General features: G+C 64.9%; 28 protein-coding genes and 1 pseudogene. 17 read left to right on the top strand and 12 right to left on the bottom strand.

The window, feature by feature from the left end; all coding sequences use genetic code 11:
- Window positions 1–113: 113 nt before the first annotated feature.
- On the top strand, window positions 114–677 hold the full coding sequence (locus AYJ54_RS05335; RefSeq protein WP_063697125.1) for a PAN domain-containing protein: 564 nt from the start codon (window positions 114–116) through the stop codon (window positions 675–677).
- 125 nt (window positions 678–802) lie between these two features.
- On the opposite strand, the pseudogene AYJ54_RS53860 reads toward AYJ54_RS05335, so the two are convergent.
- The 4 genes and pseudogenes from AYJ54_RS53860 to tldD form a co-directional block, all read right to left on the bottom strand.
- Window positions 803–901, bottom strand: a pseudogene (locus AYJ54_RS53860) (nucleotidyltransferase family protein); the annotation flags it as partial.
- Window positions 902–1,249, bottom strand: a complete 348-nt coding sequence (locus AYJ54_RS05330; protein ID WP_063697124.1) for an MmcQ/YjbR family DNA-binding protein — start codon at window positions 1,247–1,249, stop codon at window positions 902–904.
- A gap of 10 nt (window positions 1,250–1,259) precedes the next feature.
- Window positions 1,260–2,039, bottom strand: a complete 780-nt coding sequence (lepB, locus tag AYJ54_RS05325; RefSeq protein WP_063697123.1) for a signal peptidase I — start codon at window positions 2,037–2,039, stop codon at window positions 1,260–1,262.
- Window positions 2,036–3,463, bottom strand: a complete 1,428-nt coding sequence (tldD, locus tag AYJ54_RS05320; RefSeq protein ID WP_063697155.1) for a metalloprotease TldD — start codon at window positions 3,461–3,463, stop codon at window positions 2,036–2,038. The genes lepB and tldD overlap by 4 nt, the downstream gene beginning before the upstream one ends.
- Before the next feature lie 170 nt (window positions 3,464–3,633).
- On the opposite strand from tldD, the gene AYJ54_RS05315 reads away from it, so the two are divergent.
- Window positions 3,634–3,921, top strand: coding sequence for a hypothetical protein (locus tag AYJ54_RS05315; protein WP_063697122.1), 288 nt, complete (start codon window positions 3,634–3,636; stop codon window positions 3,919–3,921).
- Window positions 3,922–4,197: 276 nt separating this feature from the next.
- Here AYJ54_RS05315 and AYJ54_RS05310 read toward each other — a convergent pair whose 3' ends face one another.
- Window positions 4,198–4,731 carry an invasion associated locus B family protein gene (locus AYJ54_RS05310; protein ID WP_063697121.1) on the bottom strand — a complete coding sequence of 178 codons (534 nt, stop codon included), beginning with the start codon at window positions 4,729–4,731 and terminating at the stop codon, window positions 4,198–4,200.
- A gap of 447 nt (window positions 4,732–5,178) precedes the next feature.
- On the opposite strand from AYJ54_RS05310, the gene coxB reads away from it, so the two are divergent.
- The 9 genes from coxB (at window position 5,179) to AYJ54_RS05265 (ending at window position 12,239) form a co-directional block, all read left to right on the top strand.
- Entirely contained in the window at window positions 5,179–6,018 is an 840-nt protein-coding gene (gene coxB, locus AYJ54_RS05305; protein ID WP_063697119.1) for a cytochrome c oxidase subunit II, read from the top strand.
- 82 nt (window positions 6,019–6,100) lie between these two features.
- Entirely contained in the window at window positions 6,101–7,714 is a 1,614-nt protein-coding gene (gene ctaD, locus AYJ54_RS05300) for a cytochrome c oxidase subunit I (RefSeq protein ID WP_063697117.1), read from the top strand.
- Window positions 7,715–7,776: 62 nt separating this feature from the next.
- Window positions 7,777–8,721: a heme o synthase gene (locus AYJ54_RS05295; RefSeq protein ID WP_063697115.1), complete on the top strand. Its 945-nt coding sequence runs from the start codon at window positions 7,777–7,779 to the stop codon at window positions 8,719–8,721.
- A gap of 7 nt (window positions 8,722–8,728) precedes the next feature.
- Complete coding sequence (locus AYJ54_RS05290) at window positions 8,729–8,893, top strand: hypothetical protein (protein ID WP_063697114.1); 165 nt, start codon at window positions 8,729–8,731, stop codon at window positions 8,891–8,893.
- A 4-nt stretch (window positions 8,894–8,897) separates the two neighbouring features.
- The gene (locus tag AYJ54_RS05285; protein ID WP_063697112.1) at window positions 8,898–9,533 is read left to right on the top strand and encodes a cytochrome c oxidase assembly protein; all 636 of its coding nucleotides are present in this window, start codon (window positions 8,898–8,900) and stop codon (window positions 9,531–9,533) included.
- Window positions 9,534–9,609: 76 nt separating this feature from the next.
- Window positions 9,610–10,506, top strand: coding sequence for a cytochrome c oxidase subunit 3 (locus AYJ54_RS05280; protein ID WP_063697111.1), 897 nt, complete (start codon window positions 9,610–9,612; stop codon window positions 10,504–10,506).
- A gap of 98 nt (window positions 10,507–10,604) precedes the next feature.
- The gene (locus AYJ54_RS05275) at window positions 10,605–11,006 is read left to right on the top strand and encodes a DUF983 domain-containing protein (RefSeq protein WP_063697109.1); all 402 of its coding nucleotides are present in this window, start codon (window positions 10,605–10,607) and stop codon (window positions 11,004–11,006) included.
- Complete coding sequence (locus AYJ54_RS05270; protein WP_063697108.1) at window positions 11,003–11,755, top strand: SURF1 family protein; 753 nt, start codon at window positions 11,003–11,005, stop codon at window positions 11,753–11,755. Before AYJ54_RS05275 ends, AYJ54_RS05270 begins: the two co-directional genes overlap by 4 nt.
- Window positions 11,756–11,873: 118 nt before the next feature.
- Window positions 11,874–12,239, top strand: coding sequence for a nuclear transport factor 2 family protein (locus tag AYJ54_RS05265; RefSeq protein WP_063697106.1), 366 nt, complete (start codon window positions 11,874–11,876; stop codon window positions 12,237–12,239).
- Here AYJ54_RS05265 and AYJ54_RS05260 read toward each other — a convergent pair.
- A complete protein-coding gene (locus AYJ54_RS05260; RefSeq protein ID WP_063697104.1) occupies window positions 12,236–13,579 on the bottom strand; it encodes a histidine kinase in 1,344 nt (447 codons plus the stop codon). The genes AYJ54_RS05265 and AYJ54_RS05260 overlap by 4 nt on opposite strands.
- 85 nt (window positions 13,580–13,664) lie before the next feature.
- Between AYJ54_RS05260 and AYJ54_RS05255 the strand changes: the two genes are divergently transcribed.
- The 5 genes from AYJ54_RS05255 (at window position 13,665) to AYJ54_RS05235 (ending at window position 18,975) form a co-directional block, all read left to right on the top strand.
- Window positions 13,665–14,309 (top strand): response regulator transcription factor, encoded by a 645-nt coding sequence (locus tag AYJ54_RS05255; RefSeq protein ID WP_063697153.1) that lies wholly within the window; start codon window positions 13,665–13,667, stop codon window positions 14,307–14,309.
- A 549-nt stretch (window positions 14,310–14,858) separates the two neighbouring features.
- Complete coding sequence (gene thrC / locus AYJ54_RS05250) at window positions 14,859–16,277, top strand: threonine synthase (protein ID WP_063697102.1); 1,419 nt, start codon at window positions 14,859–14,861, stop codon at window positions 16,275–16,277.
- A complete protein-coding gene (locus AYJ54_RS05245; protein WP_063697100.1) occupies window positions 16,274–17,563 on the top strand; it encodes a M16 family metallopeptidase in 1,290 nt (429 codons plus the stop codon). Before thrC ends, AYJ54_RS05245 begins: the two co-directional genes overlap by 4 nt.
- A 39-nt stretch (window positions 17,564–17,602) precedes the next feature.
- The gene (locus tag AYJ54_RS05240) at window positions 17,603–18,190 is read left to right on the top strand and encodes a GNAT family N-acetyltransferase (protein ID WP_063697098.1); all 588 of its coding nucleotides are present in this window, start codon (window positions 17,603–17,605) and stop codon (window positions 18,188–18,190) included.
- Between the two features lie 128 nt (window positions 18,191–18,318).
- Window positions 18,319–18,975 carry a hypothetical protein gene (locus AYJ54_RS05235; RefSeq protein ID WP_063697097.1) on the top strand — a complete coding sequence of 219 codons (657 nt, stop codon included), beginning with the start codon at window positions 18,319–18,321 and terminating at the stop codon, window positions 18,973–18,975.
- Window positions 18,976–19,185: 210 nt separating this feature from the next.
- Here the strand turns inward: AYJ54_RS05235 and AYJ54_RS05230 are convergent, their stop codons facing one another.
- The 6 genes from AYJ54_RS05230 to AYJ54_RS51140 all read right to left on the bottom strand — a co-directional run bounded on the left by AYJ54_RS05230 (window position 19,186) and on the right by AYJ54_RS51140 (window position 22,174).
- The gene (locus tag AYJ54_RS05230; RefSeq protein WP_063697095.1) at window positions 19,186–19,671 is read right to left on the bottom strand and encodes a F0F1 ATP synthase subunit B family protein; all 486 of its coding nucleotides are present in this window, start codon (window positions 19,669–19,671) and stop codon (window positions 19,186–19,188) included.
- A gap of 5 nt (window positions 19,672–19,676) precedes the next feature.
- Complete coding sequence (locus AYJ54_RS05225) at window positions 19,677–20,243, bottom strand: F0F1 ATP synthase subunit B (protein WP_063697093.1); 567 nt, start codon at window positions 20,241–20,243, stop codon at window positions 19,677–19,679.
- 68 nt (window positions 20,244–20,311) lie between these two features.
- Window positions 20,312–20,542 carry a F0F1 ATP synthase subunit C gene (locus tag AYJ54_RS05220; RefSeq protein WP_007599451.1) on the bottom strand — a complete coding sequence of 77 codons (231 nt, stop codon included), beginning with the start codon at window positions 20,540–20,542 and terminating at the stop codon, window positions 20,312–20,314.
- A gap of 54 nt (window positions 20,543–20,596) precedes the next feature.
- Complete coding sequence (locus AYJ54_RS05215) at window positions 20,597–21,346, bottom strand: F0F1 ATP synthase subunit A (protein WP_063697092.1); 750 nt, start codon at window positions 21,344–21,346, stop codon at window positions 20,597–20,599.
- 108 nt (window positions 21,347–21,454) lie between these two features.
- Complete coding sequence (locus AYJ54_RS05210; RefSeq protein WP_063697090.1) at window positions 21,455–21,829, bottom strand: AtpZ/AtpI family protein; 375 nt, start codon at window positions 21,827–21,829, stop codon at window positions 21,455–21,457.
- Between the two features lie 51 nt (window positions 21,830–21,880).
- Window positions 21,881–22,174 (bottom strand): hypothetical protein, encoded by a 294-nt coding sequence (locus AYJ54_RS51140; protein ID WP_201724137.1) that lies wholly within the window; start codon window positions 22,172–22,174, stop codon window positions 21,881–21,883.
- Between the two features lie 25 nt (window positions 22,175–22,199).
- On the opposite strand from AYJ54_RS51140, the gene AYJ54_RS05205 reads away from it, so the two are divergent.
- Entirely contained in the window at window positions 22,200–22,724 is a 525-nt protein-coding gene (locus AYJ54_RS05205) for a hypothetical protein (protein ID WP_063697089.1), read from the top strand.
- Window positions 22,725–22,808 lie beyond the last annotated feature (84 nt).

Genomic DNA, 22,808 nt, shown 5'->3' with positions numbered 1-22,808 from the left:
TCCGATAGACCAACGCCCACGGTTTAGGCCGTTCATCGCCCATACAGGTTTGCGGCGATCAAATGGTCGGCTGAAAAAACCTGAGCGTCGTCAATAACTCGAAAGCTGTTCGGATGGGGAAGGGCCTCCTGCCTGGGGCCGTCATGGCAAGCGTCGTGGCATGCGTCACGCTGGTGCTCGCGCTTGCGTGCCTGCCTGTGCGCGCCCAGACGGCGTTCGACCGGCCCGGTGGCGACTATTTCAACACGCCAGTGACCTCGGGCGATCCGGAGGATTGTGCGCTGCTGTGCGAGCGCGACCGCCGTTGCCGGTCCTGGAGCTTCAGCTATCCCGATATCGAAGGTGGATCGGCGTTGTGCTGGCTCAAGAACACGGTGCCGCCGCGCGTGCCGGAAAGCTGCTGCATCTCCGGCGTGCGTGGTGCCGGCGTGATCGAGCCGCGGATCGAGGGCGTGGAGACGTCGATCGACCGTCCCGGTGGCGATCTGCGCAATTTCGAGCTCAAGGCCGGCGAGGGCGTGGAGGCCTGCAAGGCCGCCTGCACCGCCGACAACAAGTGCCGCGCCTTCACCTTCGCCCGTCCCGGCTACACCGGCCGCGAAGCGCGCTGCTTCCTGAAAAAGGAAATCAAGCCGCCGCGCAGGAAGGCGGGGTTCGCGTCGGGTGTGGTGCGGTAAGCCCGGCTGCGCGCCAAACATTCGGTCGCGTAGGGTGGATTAGCCGAAGGCGTAACCCACCACTGTTTGTCTCCGCGGAAGCGAAAGAGGTGGGTTACGCTTCGCTAACCCACCCTACCGGCCTCTCACTCCACCGCGATCACCGTGAGCTCTGGCCACAGCGCCTTCCATCGCGCGGCCTTCGCGGCGTAATTCGCGGCGGAGAAATTCATCCATGGCGTCGGTCACGCGCCCTCGCGCGCATCATAGCTCGCCAGCACCGCCTTGGATGCGAGCCCGCGCCAGCGTCGGCGCAGGAACGGCTCGACGATCGCGCGCTTCGCCTTGGACAGGCGGATCAGCACGATCGGATAGTCGGCGTAGTGATCAGTGAAGTAGAATATCTTCGGCTGGCTCTCGACCAGCATCGCGCGCTCGTCGATCGGCACATCCGGCATGACCAGGCTGTCGCCGTCCTCCTTCAGGCGCGCCAGCATCTTCTTGCGCACCTTCAGTGCCGGCGTGCCGTAGGAGGTGCCGTCCTCGACCTCCGGCCACGTCAGCGCAATCTTTCTGACGTCGTCGAAGGTCATGAGCGGAGGCTCAGTGCACGGCGGTGAAGAACCGCGCGAGGCGGAAGCCGGACAGCCAGGTCCACACCGGCTGGCTGCGCATCCCGAGATCCCAGGAGCCGAGCACGGCATCGGCGCGTCCGACCAGATTGTCGATTGGCAAGAGCCCGACGCCACCGGAGCGCAGCGGCACGCGGCTGTCGGCGGAATTGTCGCGGTTGTCGCCGAGCACGAAGAGATGGCCGGCGGGCACCGTCACCTCCGGTGTGTTGTCGAGCGGACCGTTGTCGCGCATCTTGAAGATCAGATGCGATACGCCGTTCGGCAGCGTCTCGACGTAGCGGTGGGCGGGCTCGCTACCGCCATTGTCGTCCTCGGCCGCACCGACGCCGTCCGGCTTCAGCTCGGCGGGACGGTCGTTGATAAAGAGCTGGCCCTGCCGCATCTGGATGCGGTCGCCGGGTAGCCCGACGACGCGCTTGACCCAGGCCTGCGAGCGGTCGCCGGGCCAGCGGAACACCACGACGTCGCCGAGCTTCGGTGTTTCTGCGAACACGCGGCCGGTTTCGGGCAGGTTGATCTGGATCGGCAGCGACGAGGTGCCGTAGCCATAGGGGAATTTCGAGGCGAGCAGCGCATCGCCGATCAGCAGCGTCGGCTCCATCGAGCCGGACGGCACGTAGAACGGCTCGGCCAGCGCGCCCTTTGCGATGAACACGGCGGCGACGATGCCGGCGAGCTGCACGATCTGCCCGCGCCAGGTACTTGTCTTCGGCTTGCTGGTGGTCGCAGTCACTTTCTCTACGCTCATGCGCCGGTGCCTCCGACCGTAATGCGTTCCATCAGCAGCGTCGGCTGGCCGACGCCGACCGGCACGCCTTGGCCGTTCTTGCCGCAGGTGCCGATACCGGTGTCGAGCGCGAGGTCATTGCCGATCATGCGGATGCGATGCAGGTCGGTGGGACCGTTGCCGATCAGCATGGCGCCCTTCAGGGGCGCGCCGATCTTGCCGTTCTCGATTTTATAGGCCTCGGTGCACTGGAACACGTATTTGCCCGAGGTGATGTCGACCTGGCCGCCGCCGAAGTTCGCGGCGAACACGCCGTTCTTCACCGAGGCGATGATCTCGCCCGGCTCGCGGTCGCCGGCGAGCATGTAGGTGTTGGTCATGCGCGGCATCGGCACGTGGGCATAGCCCTGGCGGCGTCCGTTGCCGGTCGGCTTCATGTTCATGAGGCGCGCGTTCTGGCGGTCCTGCATGTAGCCGACCAGGATGCCATCCTCGATCAGCACGGTGCGGTTGGTCGGCGTGCCCTCGTCGTCGATCGAGAGCGAGCCACGCCTTGAAGCAATGGTGCCGTCGTCGACAACGGTGACGCCTTTCGCTGCGACCTGCTGGCCCATCAGGCCGGCGAAGGCCGAGGTCTTCTTGCGGTTGAAGTCGCCCTCGAGGCCATGGCCGACCGCTTCATGCAGCATCACGCCGGGCCAGCCGGCGCCCAACACGACGTCCATTTCTCCGGCAGGTGCCGGGACAGATTCCAGATTGACCAGCGCCTCGCGCAGCGCGCCGTCGGCAGCCTCGCGCCAGCTCCTGGACTCGATGAATTCGGCATAGCCGGCGCGGCCGCCGTAGCCCTTGCTGCCGCTCTCCTGCCGGTCGCCTTGTCCGGCGACGACGGAGATGTTCACGCGCACCAGGGGGCGGATGTCGCGATAGCTCTCGCCGTCGGGGCGCAGGATCTCGACGACCTGCCAGGTCGCGCCCAGGCTGACGCTGACCTGCCGCACTCGCGGGTCCTTGTCGCGCAGGTACCCGTCGATCTCGGCGAGCAGCTTGACCTTGGTCTCGAAGCCCGGCGCATCCAGCGGATTGTCGTCGCCGTAGAGCCGCACATTGGTGTGCGGAGGGGGGCTTGCGAAGCTGCCGGAGTAGCCGCCGCGCACGGCCGCCACAGCGTCGGCGGCGCGGATCAGCGCCGGCAGCGATACGTCGGAGGAATGCGCATAGCCGACCGCATCGTCCTTCACCGCGCGCAGGCCAAAGCCCTGCGAGGTGTCGTAGGTCGCCTGCTTGAGCCGCCCATTGTCGAACATCAGCGCTTCGGTCTGGCTGTATTCCAGGAACAATTCGCCGTCGTCAGCGCCCGAAAGCCCGCGCGCGACCTCGTTGCGAACCTGGTCGCGATCGAGATTGGCGCGGTCGAGCAGGGAGGTCGTGGCAGGGTTGGTCATGCGTCCGTCCATTATCGGGGGATGTTGGGCAAGATAATGGTTTCCGGTGCGTTCCGCGAGGGGCCGACCGTCACATTACGGAAACGATAGGTGGGCCTTCGCCTTAAGCCGGCTTTCAAGTTTTTCGGCTATGACGGGCGAACCCTTGGGTCGGAGCCGCCGGCAAAAGCATGTGGAATTCCCTGCTTGGTTTCTGGGACCAGTATCACGGCCTGATCATCGGCTTTTCCGTGCTGGGTTTGGTCTTGCTTGCCAATCAGCTCATTTATCGCCGCTACTGGACATCCTATCCCACGCGCGCGGCCTATCTCGCAGCCCACCCCGGCTGCGACACGGTGGACGGCGTCGTTTGCGCGACGTGCCGGCGCAAGGCGTTGGTAGGGCCAGTGGCCGGCAGAGGCCGCATCTATCGCTGCGGCTGGTGCGAGACCGAGCTTTACCGCGTCGACTGCGCATAGTCTGTCCAAGCAAGGAGATGAGCAAAGCTTGGCAAACCATGCCGCGAGAATGCTGACGCATTTTCGCGGGTTGAGATTTGCGTCGGGTTTCATCCAACGTCGTCCCGGCCTAGTGCGCAATTGCGCACGGGGGGCCGGGACCCAACCCCAGGGAGGACTTTGGCGAAGACTAGTAGTAACTGGCCGTCGTTGGGACGACCACCGACTGCGATGGATAGATCACGCGGTATGGGTCCCGGCCTTCGCCGGGACGACACCGAATGTTGAAGTCGCCCCCTACGGCAACTTGTCATACCCCTCACCCAGCCCGTTCAGGCTGAGCGGGAAGCCGATGCCTTCCTCGGGGGTCTCGAAGATGATGAAAGTGGCGGTCTTGGCGTTGCGCAGCTGGCCGAGCAGCTTGTCATCCATGACGACCTCGGCGACGCAGCCATTGGGCAGGCAGCGGACGAAGCCGGCGCGGCCGACGTCCTGGTTGTCGAGCTTCAGGCCGAGGCCGGAGGGCAGCAGCACGCCGAGCGGGGCGACCACGCGCATCAGCCGGCTCTTCTGGTCGGCGGTCTTCAGCACGATCACGGTGAGGCCGGCATTGGACCGGTCTTCGGCGACCACGCTCTGGATCAGGGCGCATTGCTCGGCCTGGGCGCCCGGCGGGGTGTCGCAGCGGATCTGCCAGTCGCCATGGACGGAGCGCACCGCGCCCTGCGCATGGGCGAGACCGGGCAGGGCAAGGAGCACGACCGCGGTCAGCAGGGCCGCGAGGGTCCTGAGGCGGTTGGCCGGCCTTGCCACGCATGTCGAAAGCCCCATCGGGGTCGATCCCTCTGTTCGCTTGGGTCGCTCGCACTGAGGACTGATACGGCAATGACGGCGGCTTGAAGGCGTTTCCCAAGCAAATCCCGCGCCGCGCCGGCAGCCTCGCCGCCGCGCGAATCAGGCTCCGACGCGGCGATTGACCAGTGCCTACCGCGGGTAATCCCGCTGTCAAGCCGCGGCATGCCGGGAAACGGTATTTTTGTCTGATGTTACTGGGAAATATCTTGCGGGTGACGGTTGGCGGAGAGGGCTCAAGACTGCATTGCGATAGATCAAGAATTATGGTTTGAGAGGCTTGATTTCGGCGTTCTCGCGATCTGGCCCCACTACCTCTTAGAGGTATTCTTGAGCGGCGGTTTGTCGGACGGGCGGATCGAATAAGCGTTCCCCATCAATAAGGGAATGCACTTGGGGTGATTTCGTAAGGGGAGCGCGAACGGCATGAGGATGTCGATGGGCCGGATGGGCCGGCACTTGCTGGGATTGGCCGTAGCTGGCCTGACGCTGGCGACGGGCGGTGCGGCATTTGCCGAGCTGGGGCAGCCGGCACCGTGGGAATGGCATCTGCAGGAATCCGCCACCCCGGTGATGGACAACATCGTCTGGTTCCACAATTTCCTGTTCGTCCTCATCGCCGTCATCACGCTGTTCGTGCTGGCGCTCTTGGTGACCGTGGTCATCAAGTTCAATGCGAGGGCCAATCCGGTGCCGTCGCGGACCACTCACAACACGCTGATCGAGGTGGTCTGGACCCTGGTTCCGGTGTTGATCCTGGTCGGCATCGCGGTGCCGTCGTTCCGCCTCCTGTTCCTCCAGCTCGACGTGCCGAAGGCGGACCTGACCATCAAGGCAACCGGCAAGCAGTGGTACTGGTCCTACGCCTATCCCGACAACGGCAAGTTCGAGTTCGACTCGCTGCTCGCGCAGGACAAGCAGCCGCGGCTGCTCGGCGTCGACAACGAGATGGTGGTGCCGGTCAACAAGGTGATTCGGGTGCAGACCACGGGCGCCGATGTCATCCATTCCTTCGCGGTGCCGGCCTTCGGCGTCAAGATCGACGCCATCCCCGGCCGCCTGAACGAGACCTGGTTCAAGGCGACCAGGACCGGCATGTATTACGGCCAGTGCTCGGAGCTCTGCGGCAAGGATCACGCCTTCATGCCGATCGCGGTGCGCGTCGTGAGCGACCAGGAGTTCGCCTCCTGGGTTGAGTCGGCAAAGAAGAAGTTTGCGAGCGGCGGCACCAGCACCTACGCCTCCGCCGCCGGCCCGACGCAATAGGCGCCGGGCAGGGGGACTGAACGCGACTTGAAGGGCGGGACCGCAACAAGGTCCGAATGGGACGCAAGGCAGGATTTTGAAAATGGCAACGAGCGCAGCGACACACGGCGATCACGCGCATGACGAGCACGCCCATCCGACCGGATGGCGGCGCTACGTCTATTCGACCAACCACAAGGACATCGGCACGATGTACCTGATCTTCGCGGTCATCGCCGGCATCATCGGCGCGGCCATGTCGATCGCGATCCGCGCCGAGCTGATGTATCCGGGCGTGCAGATCTTTCACGAGTCGCACACCTACAACGTCTTCGTGACCAGCCACGGCCTGATCATGATCTTCTTCATGGTCATGCCCGCGATGATCGGCGGTTTCGGCAACTGGTTCGTGCCGCTGATGATCGGCGCGCCTGATATGGCGTTCCCGCGCATGAACAACATCTCGTTCTGGCTGCTGCCGGCCTCCTTCGCCTTGCTGCTGATCTCGACCTTCGTCGAGGGCGAGCCGGGCGGCAACGGCGTCGGCGCCGGCTGGACCATGTACGCGCCGCTGTCGACCTCGGGTCATCCGGGACCGGCCGTCGACTTCGCGATCCTGTCGCTGCACCTTGCCGGTGCCTCGTCGATCTTGGGGGCCATCAACTTCATCACCACGATCTTCAACATGCGCGCGCCGGGCATGACCCTGCACAAGATGCCGCTGTTCGTGTGGTCGATCCTGGTGACGGTGTTCCTGCTGCTGCTGTCGCTGCCCGTGCTCGCCGGTGCGATCACCATGCTGCTCACCGACCGCAATTTCGGCACCACCTTCTTCGCGCCCGACGGCGGCGGCGACCCCGTGCTGTTCCAGCACCTGTTCTGGTTCTTCGGTCACCCCGAGGTGTACATCCTGATTCTGCCGGGCTTCGGCATGATCAGCCAGATCGTGTCGACGTTCTCGCGCAAGCCGGTGTTCGGCTATCTCGGCATGGCCTACGCCATGGTCGCGATCGGCGGCATCGGCTTCGTGGTGTGGGCGCACCACATGTACACGGTCGGCATGTCGTCGGCGACGCAGGCCTATTTCGTCGCCGCCACGATGGTCATCGCGGTTCCGACCGGCGTGAAGATCTTCTCCTGGATCGCCACGATGTGGGGCGGCTCGATCGAGTTCCGCGCCCCGATGATCTGGGCGGTGGGCTTCATCTTCCTGTTCACGGTCGGCGGTGTCACCGGCGTGGTGCTGGCGAACGCCGGCGTCGACCGCGTGCTGCAGGACACCTACTACGTCGTCGCGCACTTCCACTACGTGCTGTCGCTCGGTGCGGTGTTCGCGATCTTCGCCGGCTGGTACTACTGGTTCCCGAAGATGTCGGGCTACATGTACAATGAGACCCTGGCGAAGACGCACTTCTGGGTCACCTTCGTCGGCGTTAACATGGTGTTCTTCCCGCAGCACTTCCTCGGTCTGTCGGGCATGCCACGCCGCTACGTCGACTATCCCGATGCGTTCGCGGGCTGGAACCTGATCTCGTCGCTCGGCTCCTACATCTCCGGCTTCGGCGTCCTGATCTTCCTCTACTGCGTGCTCGACGCCTTCATGAAGAAGGTGCCGGCGGGCAACAACCCCTGGGGTGCCGGCGCGACCACGCTGGAGTGGACGCTGTCCTCGCCGCCGCCCTTCCACCAGTTCGAAGTGCTGCCGCGCGTGCAGTAAGCAAACTCCCGCGGCGCCTTGAGACGGGCGCCGCGGCTCTATAACGAAGCGAGTAAAATTAAGTGTCGGTCCTCGATCATAACGCCATCGATATCGGTCCCCGGATCTCCGAGGCGGAGGTTGGTGATTACATCGCGCTATTGAAGCCGCGGGTGATGTCGCTCGTGATCTTCACGGCGCTGGTCGGGATGGCGATGGCGCCGGGGCATTTCCACCCCGTGCTGGCGATCACCTCGCTGCTCTGCATCGCTGTCGGCGCCGGCGCCTCCGGTGCGCTCAACATGGCGCTGGAAGGCGACATCGACGCCAAGATGTCGCGCACGGCGAACCGGCCGATCCCGCGCGGCCGTATCACCAGGCCCGAGGCGATGGCGTTCGGCATGACGCTCGCCTTCTTCTCGGTGATGACGCTCGGCATCCTCGTCAACTGGATCGCAGGCGCGTTGCTCGCCTTCACCATCTTCTTCTACGTCGTGGTCTACACGATGTGGCTGAAGCGCTGGACCGCGCAGAACATCGTGATCGGCGGCGCCGCCGGCGCGCTGCCGCCGGTGGTGGCCTGGGCCTCCGTGACCGGCACGGTCGACGTCGAGCCGCTGCTGCTGTTCGCCATCATCTTCTTATGGACGCCGCCGCATTTCTGGGCGCTGGCGCTGTTCCGCTCCGACGATTACGCCCGCGCCGGCATTCCGATGCTGCCCAACGTCGCCGGTCCCGACGCGACGCGGATGCAGATCCTGCTCTACACCGTCGTCCTGATCGCGGTGGCCGCGGCGCCCTGGGCGCTCGGCTATTTCGACGCCATCTACGGCGTCACTTCGCTGATCCTTGGCGCCGGCATGCTGGTGCTCGCGATCAATGTCTATATGCGCCGCGAGCGCAGCCAGTCGCTGCGCGCGACCCGCAAGCTGTTTGCTTTTTCCATCCTTTATCTGTTCGCGCTGTTTGCGACCCTCCTCGCCGAGGTCGTCTTCCGGGCGCTTGCTCCGATGGTAGGGGGCGCATGATAACGGAATGGCCGACAAACAAGATCCAGATGGAATCGTCCTCACCGAGGCGCAGAAGCGGAGCCGTCGTAACCGCTCGATCGCGATCGCACTCGCGCTCGGCGTGCTCGTCGTACTCTTCTTCGCTGTCACCATGGTCAAGGGACCGGCGGTGCTGAACCGGCCGTTGTGATGTGATGGATCAGAAGCCGACCATATCGCAAGACGTGAGCGCCAAGCCGAACGGCCGCGGCCTGGGTCGCGATGTGGTGGTTGCTTCGATCTGCGGCGGCGTGGTTGCGCTGATGGTCGGCGCGTCCTACGCCGCGGTGCCGTTCTACAACTGGTTCTGCCGCGCCACAGGCTTCAACGGCACCACCCAGGTCGCGACTTCGGCGCCGGCCACCGGACCGATCGCGCGCAAGATCTCCGTGCGTTTCGACTCCAATGTCGCGGGCGGACTGCCCTGGAAGTTCGAGCCGGAGCAGAGCGAGGTCGAGGTCAATATCGGCCAGGTCACGACGATCTACTACACCGTGACCAACCAGGCCGCGCGCACCACCGCCGGCCAGGCTGCCTACAATGTCGCGCCGCTGACGGTCGGATCCTATTTCCAGAAGATCAACTGCTTCTGCTTCACCGAGCAGACCATGGCGCCCGGCGAGAAGCGGGAGATGCCGGTGGTGTTCTATGTCGATCCGTCGATCGTCGACGATCACGACAATGACGGGCTGAGCACGATCACGTTGTCCTATACGTTCTACCCGCTGCGCGATCCGGTGGTGAAGCCGCTCGCATCGGGCGAGGGCGACAAACGCAAGGGAAATCTCTGATTGCCGGGCTTCGTCCGGGGGTTGGATCCAAGGGGATAAGTGCCCGACAGGCACAGGATTGAGGAGAGAGACGGCAATGGCCACAGCGCAAGGCAAGCATCACGACTATCACCTGGTCGATCCCTCGCCGTGGCCGGCGGTCGGCTCCGTCTCGGCCTTCGTCATGGCGTTCGGGGCGATCGCCTGGATGCACCACATGTTCGCGGCCGCGCCGATCATCTTCGGCGTCGGCACCGTCGGCGTGATCTACACCATGGCGAGCTGGTGGGGCGACGTGATCAAGGAAGCCCAGTACAAGGGCGACCACACCCGGGTCGTGCAGCTCCATCACCGCTACGGCATGATCCTGTTCATTGCCTCCGAGGTGATGTTCTTCGTCGCCTGGTTCTGGGCCTATTTCAACGCAGCGCTGTTCCCGGCCGACGCCGTCCACGCCACCCGCGACGCCGTGTTCGGCTGCGGCCTCGGCACCCAGGCCGGCGCCTGCAACGTGCCGGGCACCTGGCCGCCCCACGGCATCGAGACCTTCGATCCCTGGCATCTGCCGCTGCTCAACACGCTGATCCTGCTCACCTCGGGCACGACGGTGACCTGGGCGCATCACGCTCTGCTCGAGAATGACCGCCAGGGCCTGAAATACGGCCTGATCCTCACCATCCTGCTCGGCGCGACCTTCACCTGCGTGCAGGCGTATGAGTACAGCCACGCGGCGTTCTCATTCGCCGGCAATGTCTACGGCGCGACCTTCTTCATGGCGACCGGCTTCCACGGCTTCCACGTGCTGGTTGGTACCGTGTTCCTGATCGTCTGCCTGGCGCGGGCCTATGCCGGCCACTTCACGCCGAAGCAGCACCTCGGCTTCGAGTTCGCCGCCTGGTACTGGCACTTCGTCGACGTGGTCTGGCTGTTCCTGTTCCTCTGCATCTACGTCTGGGGACGCGGCGCCGAGACGATGGCCCACGGCGCGCACTGACGCCGCAACGGATCGACCTTGGAAAGGGCGGCCGCAGGGCCGCCCTTTCGCTTTCAGGCCGACTGGGTTTCGGCAGAACTGTGATAGATTCCTCCATCATGAACGATACGGCCAATTCGCCCGAACCCCAGACCACCGTCCTGCAAAGCGCGATGCGCGGGCTCGCCTGCAAATGTCCGCGCTGCGGCCAGGGCAGGCTCTATGCGGGTTTCCTGACGCTCGCGCCCTCTTGCGAGCATTGCGGCCTCGACTACGCCTTCATCGACTCCGGTGACGGTCCTGCGATCTTCATCATTATGCTTGCCGGCGCGATCGTGGTCGGGTGTGCGCTCGTCGTCGAGGTCAAGTACCAGCCGCCGTTCTGGGTCCATGCGGTGCTGTGGCTGCCGTTGATCCTCGCGACCACGCTGCTGCCGCTGCGCGCGATGAAGTCGCTTCTGATCGCATTGCAATTTCACCACAAGGCGGCGCCCGGCCGGCTGATCGACCGCGCGAAATGAACGATACCGCGCGCAAGCCTCGCGTGGCCGGCTTCGCGCTGTTCACGCTCGCGATGGCGGCGGTGTTCATCGCGCTCGGCGTCTGGCAATTGCAGCGCCGGGTTGCCAAGCATGAATTGATCGCGGCGTTGACGGAACGGCTCGCGGCCGCACCGATCGCGCTGCCGCCACCGGCGCGATGGCCCACGCTGAGCCCTGCAAGCGACGAGTTCCGCCGCGTCAGCTTCACGGCGACTTACGCGCCGCTGCCGGATGCGATGGTCTACTCGTCCGGTTCCGCCGTGCGCAAGGACGCCTCGGGTCCCGGCACCTGGGCCTTCCTGCCAGCGCGCCTTTCGACCGGCGAGATGGTCGTGATCGATGCGGGCTTCGTCGAGAACACGATGCAGGACCGGTCCGTCGAGGATCGCGCGGTGAAGAAGCTCGTGACCGGGCAGCCGGTCGCGCTCACCGGATACCTGCGCTTCCTCGAGGCGCCGGGGTGGCTGACGCCGGGCGAAAATCGCGACAAGCGGCTGTGGTTCGCGCGCGATCATCTGGTGATCGCGAGCTCACTCGGCTGGGGTACGGTCGCGCCGTTCTACGTCGACCTGGAGCAGCCGGTGCCCGAGAACGGGATTCCGCGTCCGGGCCCGCTTGACGTGCATCTGAAGGACGATCACCTGCAATATGCCATCACCTGGTTCACACTCGCGGGTGCCGTGCTGATCGCCTTCGGCGTCTGGGTGAGGGGACGGCGGCAGAGCTGAGCCGGCCCGAAGTTTCCGTGCCGGAACCCGGAATCACCCGGGGTTTACCATTCAGCGCGCATTCACGAGGGTGGGCCTACACGGCACAAAATTTTCCGCGGCAGACAGGATTAAGGGCGTGAGCGATTTTGACCAGATGGGAATTGTCGTCGATTGGGTGGATGCCTGTCGCAAGGGCGACTTGTCGACACTGCTCGACCTGTATGCGGATGACGGTCAGCTCGAATGCACATGCAATGGCACGCATCGCTATCGCGGCCGCGGCGAGCTCGAAACCTATTGGCGGTCGCAGCTCAACACGTTCTCGTCGGCCGGCTTCGGCCTGGAGGAGATCACGCCGGTGCCCTACGGCGTCGATCTCGAATATTCCGTGGCAGGCTCGCTGCGCATTCACGCCTCATTTCGCTTCAGCCCGGAAGGCAAGATCTACAGCACGCTCTGCGAGCCTGCGCGGCAGAACTCGCCCGATGGCTGCGCATGCTAGCCGGATGCCGGTGCCTCGCGCGTCGCTCCCACCGGGAGGCGGCAACGCACATAGGTGCGCTCGTCCGCGCGCAGAAGTGAAAGCGATCCACTGAGTGCGCGCACGCGCTCATGCATGCCGGTCAGACCGCGGCCGAACACGTTATCGGCCGGAAAGCCGCGGCCGTCGTCGGAAATCTCGATGGCGAGGACGTCGCCGGCGATGGTCGCCTGCACATAGGCGTTGTTCGCCTTGGCGTGGCGCAGAACGTTGGTCAGCGCCTCCTGGATCACGCGATAAACGGTCTGCGCCAGTGGCCCCTCGATCTGGTTGAGCGCCCGATCGATCGTTGCCGTCAAGGCGAGGTGCGGCGCCTGCTTGCGGAAATTCTGGAGCAGCGTCTGCACGCTGGTCTCGAGCCCGAGATCCTCGATGTAGAGCGGCCGCAACCGGTCGAGGATGCGGCGGTTGGTCTGCTGGAGCGTCTCGACCGATTGCAGCACGTCTTGCGCCGAACTGCCGAGATTTCCCGCTCCATCCTGCGCGGCCTCGATCAGTGCGATCGCACCGGCACGGATGCTGAACAACAACGGCCCGAGCTCGTCGTGCAGCTCGCGCGCGAGATCGCGCCGCTCGTCGTCCTGGAGCGAGACCAGCCGGTGCAACAGCTCGCGATTGTCCTGGCTGAATTGTGCGAGCGTGCGGGCCAGCGCATTGGCTTCCTCGCAGCCCTGCCGGATCTCGGGTGGCCCCTCGAGCGGAATCGGCTTTGCGTAGTCGCCGCGGCGCATCCGCGTCAGGCCTTCGCCAAGATTCTGCAGGGGCCGCAATGCCGATCCCGCGAACATATAAGCGATGATTCCCGTCAGCCCAGTGAGCAGGGCGATGAAGCTGGCCAGCGCGAGGAAGGCCACCCATTTTTCGAACACGTCTGCCGTCAGATCGGGCTGGAATAGGATGTCGCCGACACGCTTGCCGTCGATCAGCACAGGAGATGTGGTATTGATATCCGGAATGGTGAGGAGTTCGACGAACCGTTGCGGGATGCCATGCAGGTCGTGCAAGGCATCCTTCGGGGAAGGCGCGGGACCCGCCTCCACCGGGCGGAATTGGATATCGGAGGATGGGTCCAGAGACTGAACGAATGCGTCCAGCGTCCGCTGCGGATTGTCGGAGGCGCGGAGCGCATTGTTCAATGCCGCAGCGATGACAACCGCCGAGCGCCGTCCCGGTTCGTTCTCGTCGGCCAGTTGACCGGTCGTGAAGGCGTACAGCAGCACGCCGCCCATGATCAGCGCCGTGATGAACATCACGCCGAGCGGGAGAAAGAGTTGTGTCCTGAAGGAGAGCCGCTGCCACATTAGGTCAATTCTAACGCGTTATGGCGGGATTCTCTCTTTCCATTTGTTCCCGCCGGTTTATGAGTTCAAAAAACGAGAGCGCGCGATGCAAGATACCGCCAAGCCCGCAACCAGGGTCCTGATCGTCGACGACCATCCCGTGGTCCTGTCCGGTTGCCGGACCCTGTTCGCCTCGGATCAGTCGATCCGCATCGACGAGGCGAGCGACGCCAAATCCGGCCATCGCGCCTATATCAGCAAGCGTCCCGACGTGACGGTCATCGATATCAGCCTGCCGGACGTCTCGGGCTTCGAGCTGATGCGGCGGATCCGCAAGGACGACCCGGACGCCAAGATCATCATGTTCAGCATGAACGACGATCCGGCCTTCGTGGTGCGGGCGGTCGAGCTCGGCGCGCAGGGCTATGTCTCCAAGGGCGACGACCCCAGGATCCTGCTGAAGGCGGTGCGCAAGGTGGTCGCGGGCGACAATTTCATCTCGCCGCAGCTTGCCGAGGCCGTGACGTTCTCGGGCGCCGCGATCAAGGCCAATCCGGCTTCGCAGATGACGCCGCGGGAGCTCGAAATTCTCCGCCTGCTCGGGCGCGGCGACAAGATTGTCGAGGTCGCCGAGGCGCTTGGCATCTCCTACAAGACGGTCGCCAACACCACGTCCCTGCTCAAGCAGAAGCTTGGCGCCAAGAACCATTCTGACCTGATCCGGATCGCCGTCGAAATCGGCATGAATTGACATTTCCGCAGAGACCGAACCGGCTGCTCGGGGATGCAGCCGGCTCGGTCGGCGGGGATCGATGCCGCTTTTCGGTCGGACAAGACGGACACCGTCCGCCGACACAATCAGCCGGCGCCGCCTTTGTTCCTGACCTTGCCCGAATGATCGGGACAAAACGGCAAATTGGCAGCGGTCTGTGCCGGCTTGCAGGCGGTCGCGATCAAGTGGGCGTCGGGAAAAATAGGAACATTTGCCGCGGCACGTCGTTTTTGTCCTTGACGATCCGATGACAGGCGAAGGAAGCTCGCGGGAATAGTTCAAGGGGTAGGCGACCCCGACGAGGCAAAAGCGGTCTGCACAATTGTCAACGACAGACCTTCCAAGAGAGGGCTGCGGCATCGCCGCAGCCCTTTTTCGTGGTCGCTCTCGTGGAGCGGGAAGCGGTTTCCCGAGGCCGCAAAACACTTTATGGTGCCGACAAAGCCTCTGGCTAAAGAACTAGGAATATCATGAAATCAAAGGCTTAAGGCGCAAGCTCAGTCTTGGGCCGGCCTTTGGAGGGCGGTTTTGACTCGTTATATCTCGACCCGGGGCGAGGCCCCCGAACTCGGCTTCTGCGACGTGATGCTGACCGGGCTTGCCCGTGACGGCGGCCTCTACGTGCCGGTGACCTGGCCGCAACTTTCGCCTGAGACGATCGCGGGCTTCTTCGGCCGTCCCTATTGGGAGGTCGCGGTCGACGTGATCCGCCCGTTCACCGGCGGCGAGATTTCGGATGCCGAGCTCGGCCGCATGGCGAACGAGGCCTATGCCACCTTCCGCCATCCGGCGGTGGTGCCGCTGCGCCAGATGTCGCCGCATCAGTTCGTGCTGGAGTTGTTCCACGGTCCGACGCTCGCCTTCAAGGACGTGGCGATGCAGCTGATCTCGCGGCTGATGGATCACGTGCTCGCCAAGCGCGGTGAGCGTACCACAATCGTGGTCGCGACCTCCGGCGACACCGGCGGCGCCGCGGTCGAAGCGTTCGCGGGGCTGGAGAATGTCGATCTCATCGTGCTGTTCCCGCACGGGCGCATCTCCGAGGTGCAGCAGCGGATGATGACGACGACGGGTGCGGGCAACGTCCACGCGCTCGCCATCGAAGGCACGTTCGACGATTGCCAGGCGCTCGTGAAGGGGATGTTCAACAATCACCGTTTCCGCGATGCGACCGCGCTGTCAGGTGTCAATTCAATCAACTGGGCGCGCATCGTGGCGCAGGTGGTCTACTACTTCACCTCCGCGGTCGCGGTCGGCGCGCCGGCGCGCGCAGTGGATTTCGTCGTCCCGACCGGCAATTTCGGCGACATCTTTGCCGGTTACGTCGCCAAGCGCATGGGCCTGCCAGTGCGGACCCTGCACATCGCCGCCAACGTCAACGACATCCTCGCGCGCACGCTCAAGACCGGGATCTACGAGGTGCGCGAGGTGCACGCCACGACCTCGCCGTCGATGGACATCCAGATCTCCTCGAACTTCGAGCGGCTGCTGTTCGAAGCGAGCCGGCGCGATGCGGCCGCGGTGCGCCGTCTGATGGACTCGCTGAAACAGTCGGGGCGCTTCGTCCTGCCCGATGCCATGCTCGCGGCGGTCCGCGAGGAGTTCGACGCCGGACGCGCCGACGAAACCGAGACTGCGGCTGCGATCCGTGCAGCGTGGCGCGAGGCCGGCGAGCTCGTCGACCCCCACACCGCGGTGGCGCTGGCGGTGGCGGACCGCGACACCACCGACACGACCGTGCCCGGTATCGTGCTCTCCACCGCCCATCCGGCCAAATTCCCCGATGCGGTGGAGGCGGCCTGCGGCCAGCGGCCGCAACTGCCGGCCTGGCTCGATGGATTGATGACCAAATCCGAACACATGAAGGTGATGAAGAACGATCAGGCCGAGGTCGAGCGGTTCGTGCTGTCGATCAGCCGCGCCGCAAAACAGGGAGTAGCCGGATGAGCGTCGAGATTTCCAAGCTTCCGTCCGGCCTCACCATCGTCACCGACAACATGCCTCACGTCGAGACCGCCGCGCTCGGCGTCTGGGCCGGCGTCGGCGGCCGCGACGAGAAGCCGAATGAGCACGGGATTTCGCATCTGCTCGAGCACATGGCGTTCAAGGGCACAACGCGGCGTTCCTCGCGCGAGATCGTCGAGGAGATCGAGGCCGTCGGCGGCGACCTCAATGCCGGCACCTCGACCGAGACGACATCCTATTATGCGCGGGTGATGAAGGCCGACGTGCCGCTCGCGCTCGACGTGCTTGCCGACATCCTCGCCAATCCCGCCTTCGAGCCGGAGGAGCTCGAGCGCGAGAAGAACGTCATCGTGCAGGAGATCGGCGCGGCCCAGGACACGCCCGACGATGTTGTGTTCGAGCACCTCAACGAGCTCTGCTATCCGGACCAGCCGATGGGCCGCTCGCTGCTAGGCACGGCGAAGACGCTGCGCGGCTTCAACCGCGACATGCTGCGCGGCTATCTCTCGACGCATTACCGCGGCCCCGACATGGTGGTGGCGGCCGCCGGCGCCGTCGATCACAAGCAGGTCGTCGCCGAGGTCGAGAAGCGGTTTGCGAGCTTCGAGGCGGCGGCGGGCCCGAAGCCGCAGGCGGCGACCTTCGGCCAGGGCGGCGCCAAGGTGGTGCATCGCGAGCTCGAGCAGGCGCATCTCACGCTGGCGCTGGAAGGCGTGCCGCAGACCGATTCGTCGCTGTTCTCGCTCCAGGTCTTCACCAACGTCCTCGGCGGCGGAATGTCGTCGCGGCTGTTCCAGGAGGTGCGTGAGAAGCGTGGTCTCTGCTACTCGATCTACACCTTCCACGCGCCCTATGCCGATACCGGCTTCTTCGGCCTCTACACCGGCACCGACCCGGCCGATGCGCCCGAGATGATGGAAGTCGTCGTCGACATCATGAATGATTCGGTGGAGACGCTCACCGAAGCCGAGGTGGCGCGGGCCAAGGCGCAGATGAAGGCGGGCCTCCTGATGGCGCTGGAGAGCTGCTCTTCGCGCGCCGAGCAGCTTGCCCGGCACGTGCTGGCCTATGGGCGGCCGCAGACGGTGCAGGAACTGGTGGCCCGGATCGACGCCGTCAATGTCGAATCGACGCGCGATGCGGCGCGTGCACTGCTTTCGCGGAGCCGTCCCGCGGTGGTTGCATTGGGCAGCGGCAGGGGGCTGGACACGGCGGTGTCTTTTGCGGAAGGATTGACCCGGGCGCGCGCCAAGGCACGGCTGCATTAGGAGCCGCGCGACGGCGCCCCGCCCCCCGGAAGCATCACCATGGCCCTCTTTCGCCTGCCATCCAGTGGACCCGCCGCCCTCGCGCCGCGCGGCAACGGGCTGTTGCTGCGTGCCCCGCAAATGTCGGACTTCCTGCAATGGGCCCATCTGCGCGAGAGCAGCCGCGACTATCTCACGCCCTGGGAGCCGATCTGGCCTTCGGACGATCTCACCCGGTCCGGCTTCCGCCGCCGCCTGCGCCGCTATGCCGAGGATATCGCCGCCGACCGCTCCTATCCGTTCCTGATCTTCCGCGAGCTCGACAGCGCCATGGTCGGCGGCATCACGCTCGCCAATGTCCGGCGCGGCATCGTGCAGGCCGGCACCATCGGCTACTGGGTCGGCCAGCCCTACGCCCATCGCGGCTACATGACGGCGGCGCTGCGGGTGCTGTTGCCGACGCTGTTCGGCGAACTCAACCTGCACCGGGTCGAGGCCGCCTGCATCCCCACCAACGCGCCGTCGATCCGGGTGCTCGAGAAATGCGGCTTCTCCCGCGAGGGGCTGGCGCGCCGCTATCTCTGCATCAACGGGGTCTGGCAGGACCACCTGCTGTTCGGCCTGCTGCACGAGGATTTCCGCGGCTGAGCCGGGCGTCCATGCGGCCAAAGTCGACTTCGCCGCCCTCTTTCCTGCCTTGGGTTCGCCGATTTTGACGATATAACGCGCAACCAGCCGGCCTCGAGCCGGGACATTGTCATGGAGTACGGCCGTTCATGGTGAAGGAGCTTCGATCATCGCGGAATGCGCTGCGGCGAGGTCCGGTGATCGCGCTGGCGCTGTCAGTTGCGCTTGCTTCCGTCTCGCCGGTCGCGGCGCAGTCGCTCACCGACCGCTTCAAGAGCCTGTTCGGAGGCAAGTCCGACGCGCCTGCCGAGACCAAGCCGGCGCCCGCCCCGGGCCAGCCGCCGGCCGATGACGACGTCGATTGTCCTCAGGTCACCGTCCGCGCCGGCGCGTCCACTTATGCGGCCGCGGCCCCCGGCAAACAGGCCGTCGGCAATGACGTACGCTTCCAGGCCACCATCACCAAGATGGCGCGCGAATGCGTCCGCAACGGAGGCGAGATCACCGCGCGGGTCGGCATCCAGGGCCGCGTCATCGCGGGCCCCGCCGGCGCGCCGAGCTCGATCGAGGTCCCCTTGCGCGTCGCCGTCGTGCAGGGCGGCGTCGGCGAGAAGGTGATCGCCTCGAAGGCCTACCGGACCACGGTCGAGCTGCCGGAAGGCGGCAGCGTGCCCTTCACCTTCGTCGCCGAGGATATCGTCTATCCGATGCCCTCGGCCGCAGTGGCCGATTCGTACATCTTCTATGTCGGTTTCGACCCGCAGGCTCTGTCGCCCGAACCGAAGCCGAGAGCGCGGAAGAAGTAGGTCTCGTGCCCCGGACGCGGTGCAGCGCTTAGCGGTGCACCGCAGAGCCGGGGCCCAGTCGTCACGAGCGCATGGGTCCCGGCTCTGCGTCGCGTCATTTCATGCCGCGCCGCGTCCGGGACACGAGAGCAGTTCAGTCCTCATGGATTGCCATCAAACAAAAAAGCCGGCGCTTTCGCGCCGGCTTTTTCATTGGTGAAGGCGACGCCCTCAGTTCAGCTTCTGCCGAACCTCGGTGATGCCCTTGGCGAGCAGGTCGTCGGCGACCTGGCCCTTGACCGACTGCGACAGGATCGTCGAGGCGGCCTGGACGGCGGCTTCCGCGGCTGCGGCACGGACGTCGGCCAGCGCCTGGGCCTCGGCGAGGGCGATCTTGCCCTCCGCGGTCTTGGTGCGGCGGGCGACGAAGTCTTCCATCTTCGCTTTCGCTTCGGCCGCGATGCGCTCGGCTTCGGCCCTGGCGTTGGCGATGATGTCGGCGGCCTCGCGCTCGGCCGTGGCGCTGCGCGCCTTGTAGTCGGCGAGCACCTTGGCGGCCTCTTGCTTGAGTCGCTCTGCGTCGTCGAGCTCGGCCTTGATACGGACGGCGCGATTGTCGAGCGTCGACATCACGGTTTTGAAGATGCCGAGATAGCCGAAGATCACCATCAGGACCACGAAGGCGACGGCGACCCAAAACTCAGGTTCGAGGAACATATCGACTAACCTTTCAGGGACGCATCGATCGCGGCCTTGACCGACGCCGCATCCGGAACGACGCCCGAGAGCTGCTGCACGATCGTGCCGGCCGCATCGGCCGCGATGCCGCGGACGTTGCTCATGGCGGTCTCGCGGGTCGAGGCGATGGTCTTCTCCGCCCCGGCGAGCTTGGCCGCCAACTGCTCTTCCAGCGCCTTGCGCTCGGCTTCCGCCTGCGCATTCAGCTTTTCGCGGGTCTCGTTGCCGATCGCCTGAGCCCGCGCGCGCGCCGACGCGAGCTCGCCTTCATAGGCCTTCAGCGCCGCGTCGGACTGGTCCTTCAGCTTCTGCGCTTCGGCGAGGTCGCCCTCGATCTTGTTCTGACGCGCCTCGATCGCACCGCCGATGCGCGGCAGAGCGAGCTTGGACACGATTACATAAAGAACGACGAAGAAGATCGCGAGCGACACCAGTTGCGAAGCAAAGGTGCTGCTCTCGAACGGCGGAAAGCCGCCACCGTGGTGACCACCGTCAGCCTCGGTGTGAGCGCCCGCCGTCGGACCTTTTGCGCCGCCATGACTCTCAGCCATGGAGATCTCCTGTTGCTGTCAGGCGCGCCGTCCCATTGAAGCATGGAACGGCGCGAAAAACGTCGTTCTCAGAGCGGAACGAACAGCAGCAGCAGCGCGATCAGCAGCGAGAAGATGCCGAGCGCTTCGGTCACGGCGAAGCCGAAGATCAGGTTGCCGAACTGGCCCTGAGCAGCCGACGGATTGCGCACCGCTGCGGCGAGGTAGTTGCCGAAGATCACGCCCACACCGACGCCCGCACCGCCCATGCCGATGCACGCGATGCCCGCGCCGATAAGTTTTGCTGCTGCCGGATCCATTTTAGACTCCTTGGAAGAAAGATTGCGTTGTGGGTGGGAAATTCCCCGGACCGCTCAGTGTCCGGGATGAAGGGCGTCGTTGAGGTAGATGCAGGTCAGGATCGCGAACACGTAGGCCTGGAGGAACGCGACCAGGAGTTCCAGCGCTGTGAGCGCGACCGTGAGCGCCAGCGGCATCACGCCGCCGATCCAGCCGATGGCGCCGAGCGAGACGCCGAGCATGGCGACGAAGCCCGCGAACACCTTCAGCGCGATGTGGCCCGCCAGCATGTTGGCGAAGAGACGGACGCTGTGGGAGACCGGGCGCAGGAAGAAGGACAGGATCTCGATGAACATCACCAGCGGCAGGATGTAGCCGGGGACGCCGTGGGGAACGAAAATCTTGAAGAATTTCAGGCCGTTCTTGTAGACGCCGTAGATCAGGACGGTGAAGAAGACCAGCAGCGCGAGCGCCGCGGTGACGATCAGGTGGCTCGAGACCGTGAAGGTGTAGGGGATGATGCCCACCAGGTTCGAGACGCAGATGAACATGAACAGCGAGAAGATCAGCGGGAAGAACTTCATGCCTTCCGCGCCGGCGTTGCTGCGGATCATGGTGGCGACGAATTCGTAGGAGATTTCGGCGACCGACTGCAGGCGCCCGGGAACGAGCTGCGTGCCGCTGGCGAGCATCAGGATGGAGATCACCGCGACCGCCACGAGCATGTAGAGCGACGAATTGGTGAAGGCGATCGTGTGATTGCCGATATGGCCGATCGTGAAGAGAGGCTCGATGTTGAACTGGTGGATCGGGTCGATTGTCATCCGCGCGGCATCTCTCGGTCTGCCGGGCTAGCCGGCTGGTCTCGGTCGGCCGGCCGGGCCGGCCCGTACCGGCGAGGCCGGCACGATCAATTGCTCTGGCCAGAGGGGCTACGAACCACCGCGCCTGTTTTGACCCGCGCCCGCCGATCTCACCACATTCACGACGCCGGCCACGAAGCCGAGCAGCGTGAACGCGATAAATCCGAAAGGCGACGTCGACAGCAAGCGGTCGAACCCCCAGCCAATCCCCGCTCCGACAACGACGCCGGCGATCAACTCGGAGGATAACCGGAAACCAAGCGCCATCGCCGAGGCTCTGGCCGCTCCGTCTCCACCGTCACCTGCGGGTTGCTCGGTCTTGATCCTGCGGTCGCGAATTTCGGACAACCGCTGATTAAGACTTCCGAGCCGTTCGGAAAGCGCAGCTTCCTCGGGCGATCTATCGCCACTTCCATTGTCGCCGTGTCCCGTGCCCTGTGCCATGCAACGAAGACCCGAAACGTCGCGGTTGAATGGAAATTACGCCCACCACCCTTAAAAGCCGCGCGGACCATACTGACCGCTCATAATCAAGTCAAGCCAAGTCACGATTGCGTCGTGTTCTGTTATGCTGTTGATTTGATTGGTGATATTGCCGCGCGCGCCAGCGCCGCACACAGCGTGACGCCGCACCGCAGCAGCTTGCGTCGCGATATGCCGGCACAGTCGAGCTTTCGCCGCTGTTTCCGGGATCAAACTGACCGTCGCGATCGTTGATTCCGCAGGTGCGTTTTCCGCGTCGAGGCCGTGCGCGTTGTTTTGCGGGGGTGTAGAATTGCAGTGTGCCACGGGCGCGTCGTGGTGGAGCAGCGCAATGAAACCAGCAGCGACGTCATTCGCAACACCATGGGCCCTGGCGGCGGTGGTCGCCGCGATGCTTGCGATTGGCGGAGGGCCGGTGGCCGCGCAATCCGCGCCCGACAATGAAAACGGCCGCTTCACGATGAGCCCGATCCCCGAGGGTGTGCTGCGGCTCGATACCCGCACCGGCACGGTTTCGACATGCACGAATGACGGCGTCGGCTGGGCCTGCTACGCGGTGCCCGACGAACGTTCCGCGCTCGACGCCGAGATCGGCAGGCTCCAGGCCGAGGTCGAGAAGCTGAAGGCGGAGCTTGCGGCGGGGCCGACCGCGTCGGGCAAGGTCGACGAGGCGCTGCCGAAATCCGATCAGTTGAAGAAGGCTCCGCCGAAGGTCGCCGAGGGCGACCGCAGGATCGAGATTCCGCTGCCGAGCGACCAGGACATGGATCGCGTGATGTCGTTCCTTGAACGAGCATGGCGGCGGCTGATCGAGATGGCCAACCGCGTGCAGAAGGACGTGTCGGGGAAGATTTGAGGACCCGCTCGCTCGCTGCTGCGTTGATTCCTCGCAGGGTAGGCAAAGGCGCATCAGCGCCGTGCCCACCATCTTTCCGCGATT

Source organism: Bradyrhizobium centrolobii (genome assembly GCF_001641635.1).
GTDB classification, from domain to species: domain Bacteria; phylum Pseudomonadota; class Alphaproteobacteria; order Rhizobiales; family Xanthobacteraceae; genus Bradyrhizobium; species Bradyrhizobium centrolobii.
The sequence above is the reverse complement of the archived record's forward strand: the minus strand, read 5'-3'. Positions and strand labels throughout refer to the sequence as shown.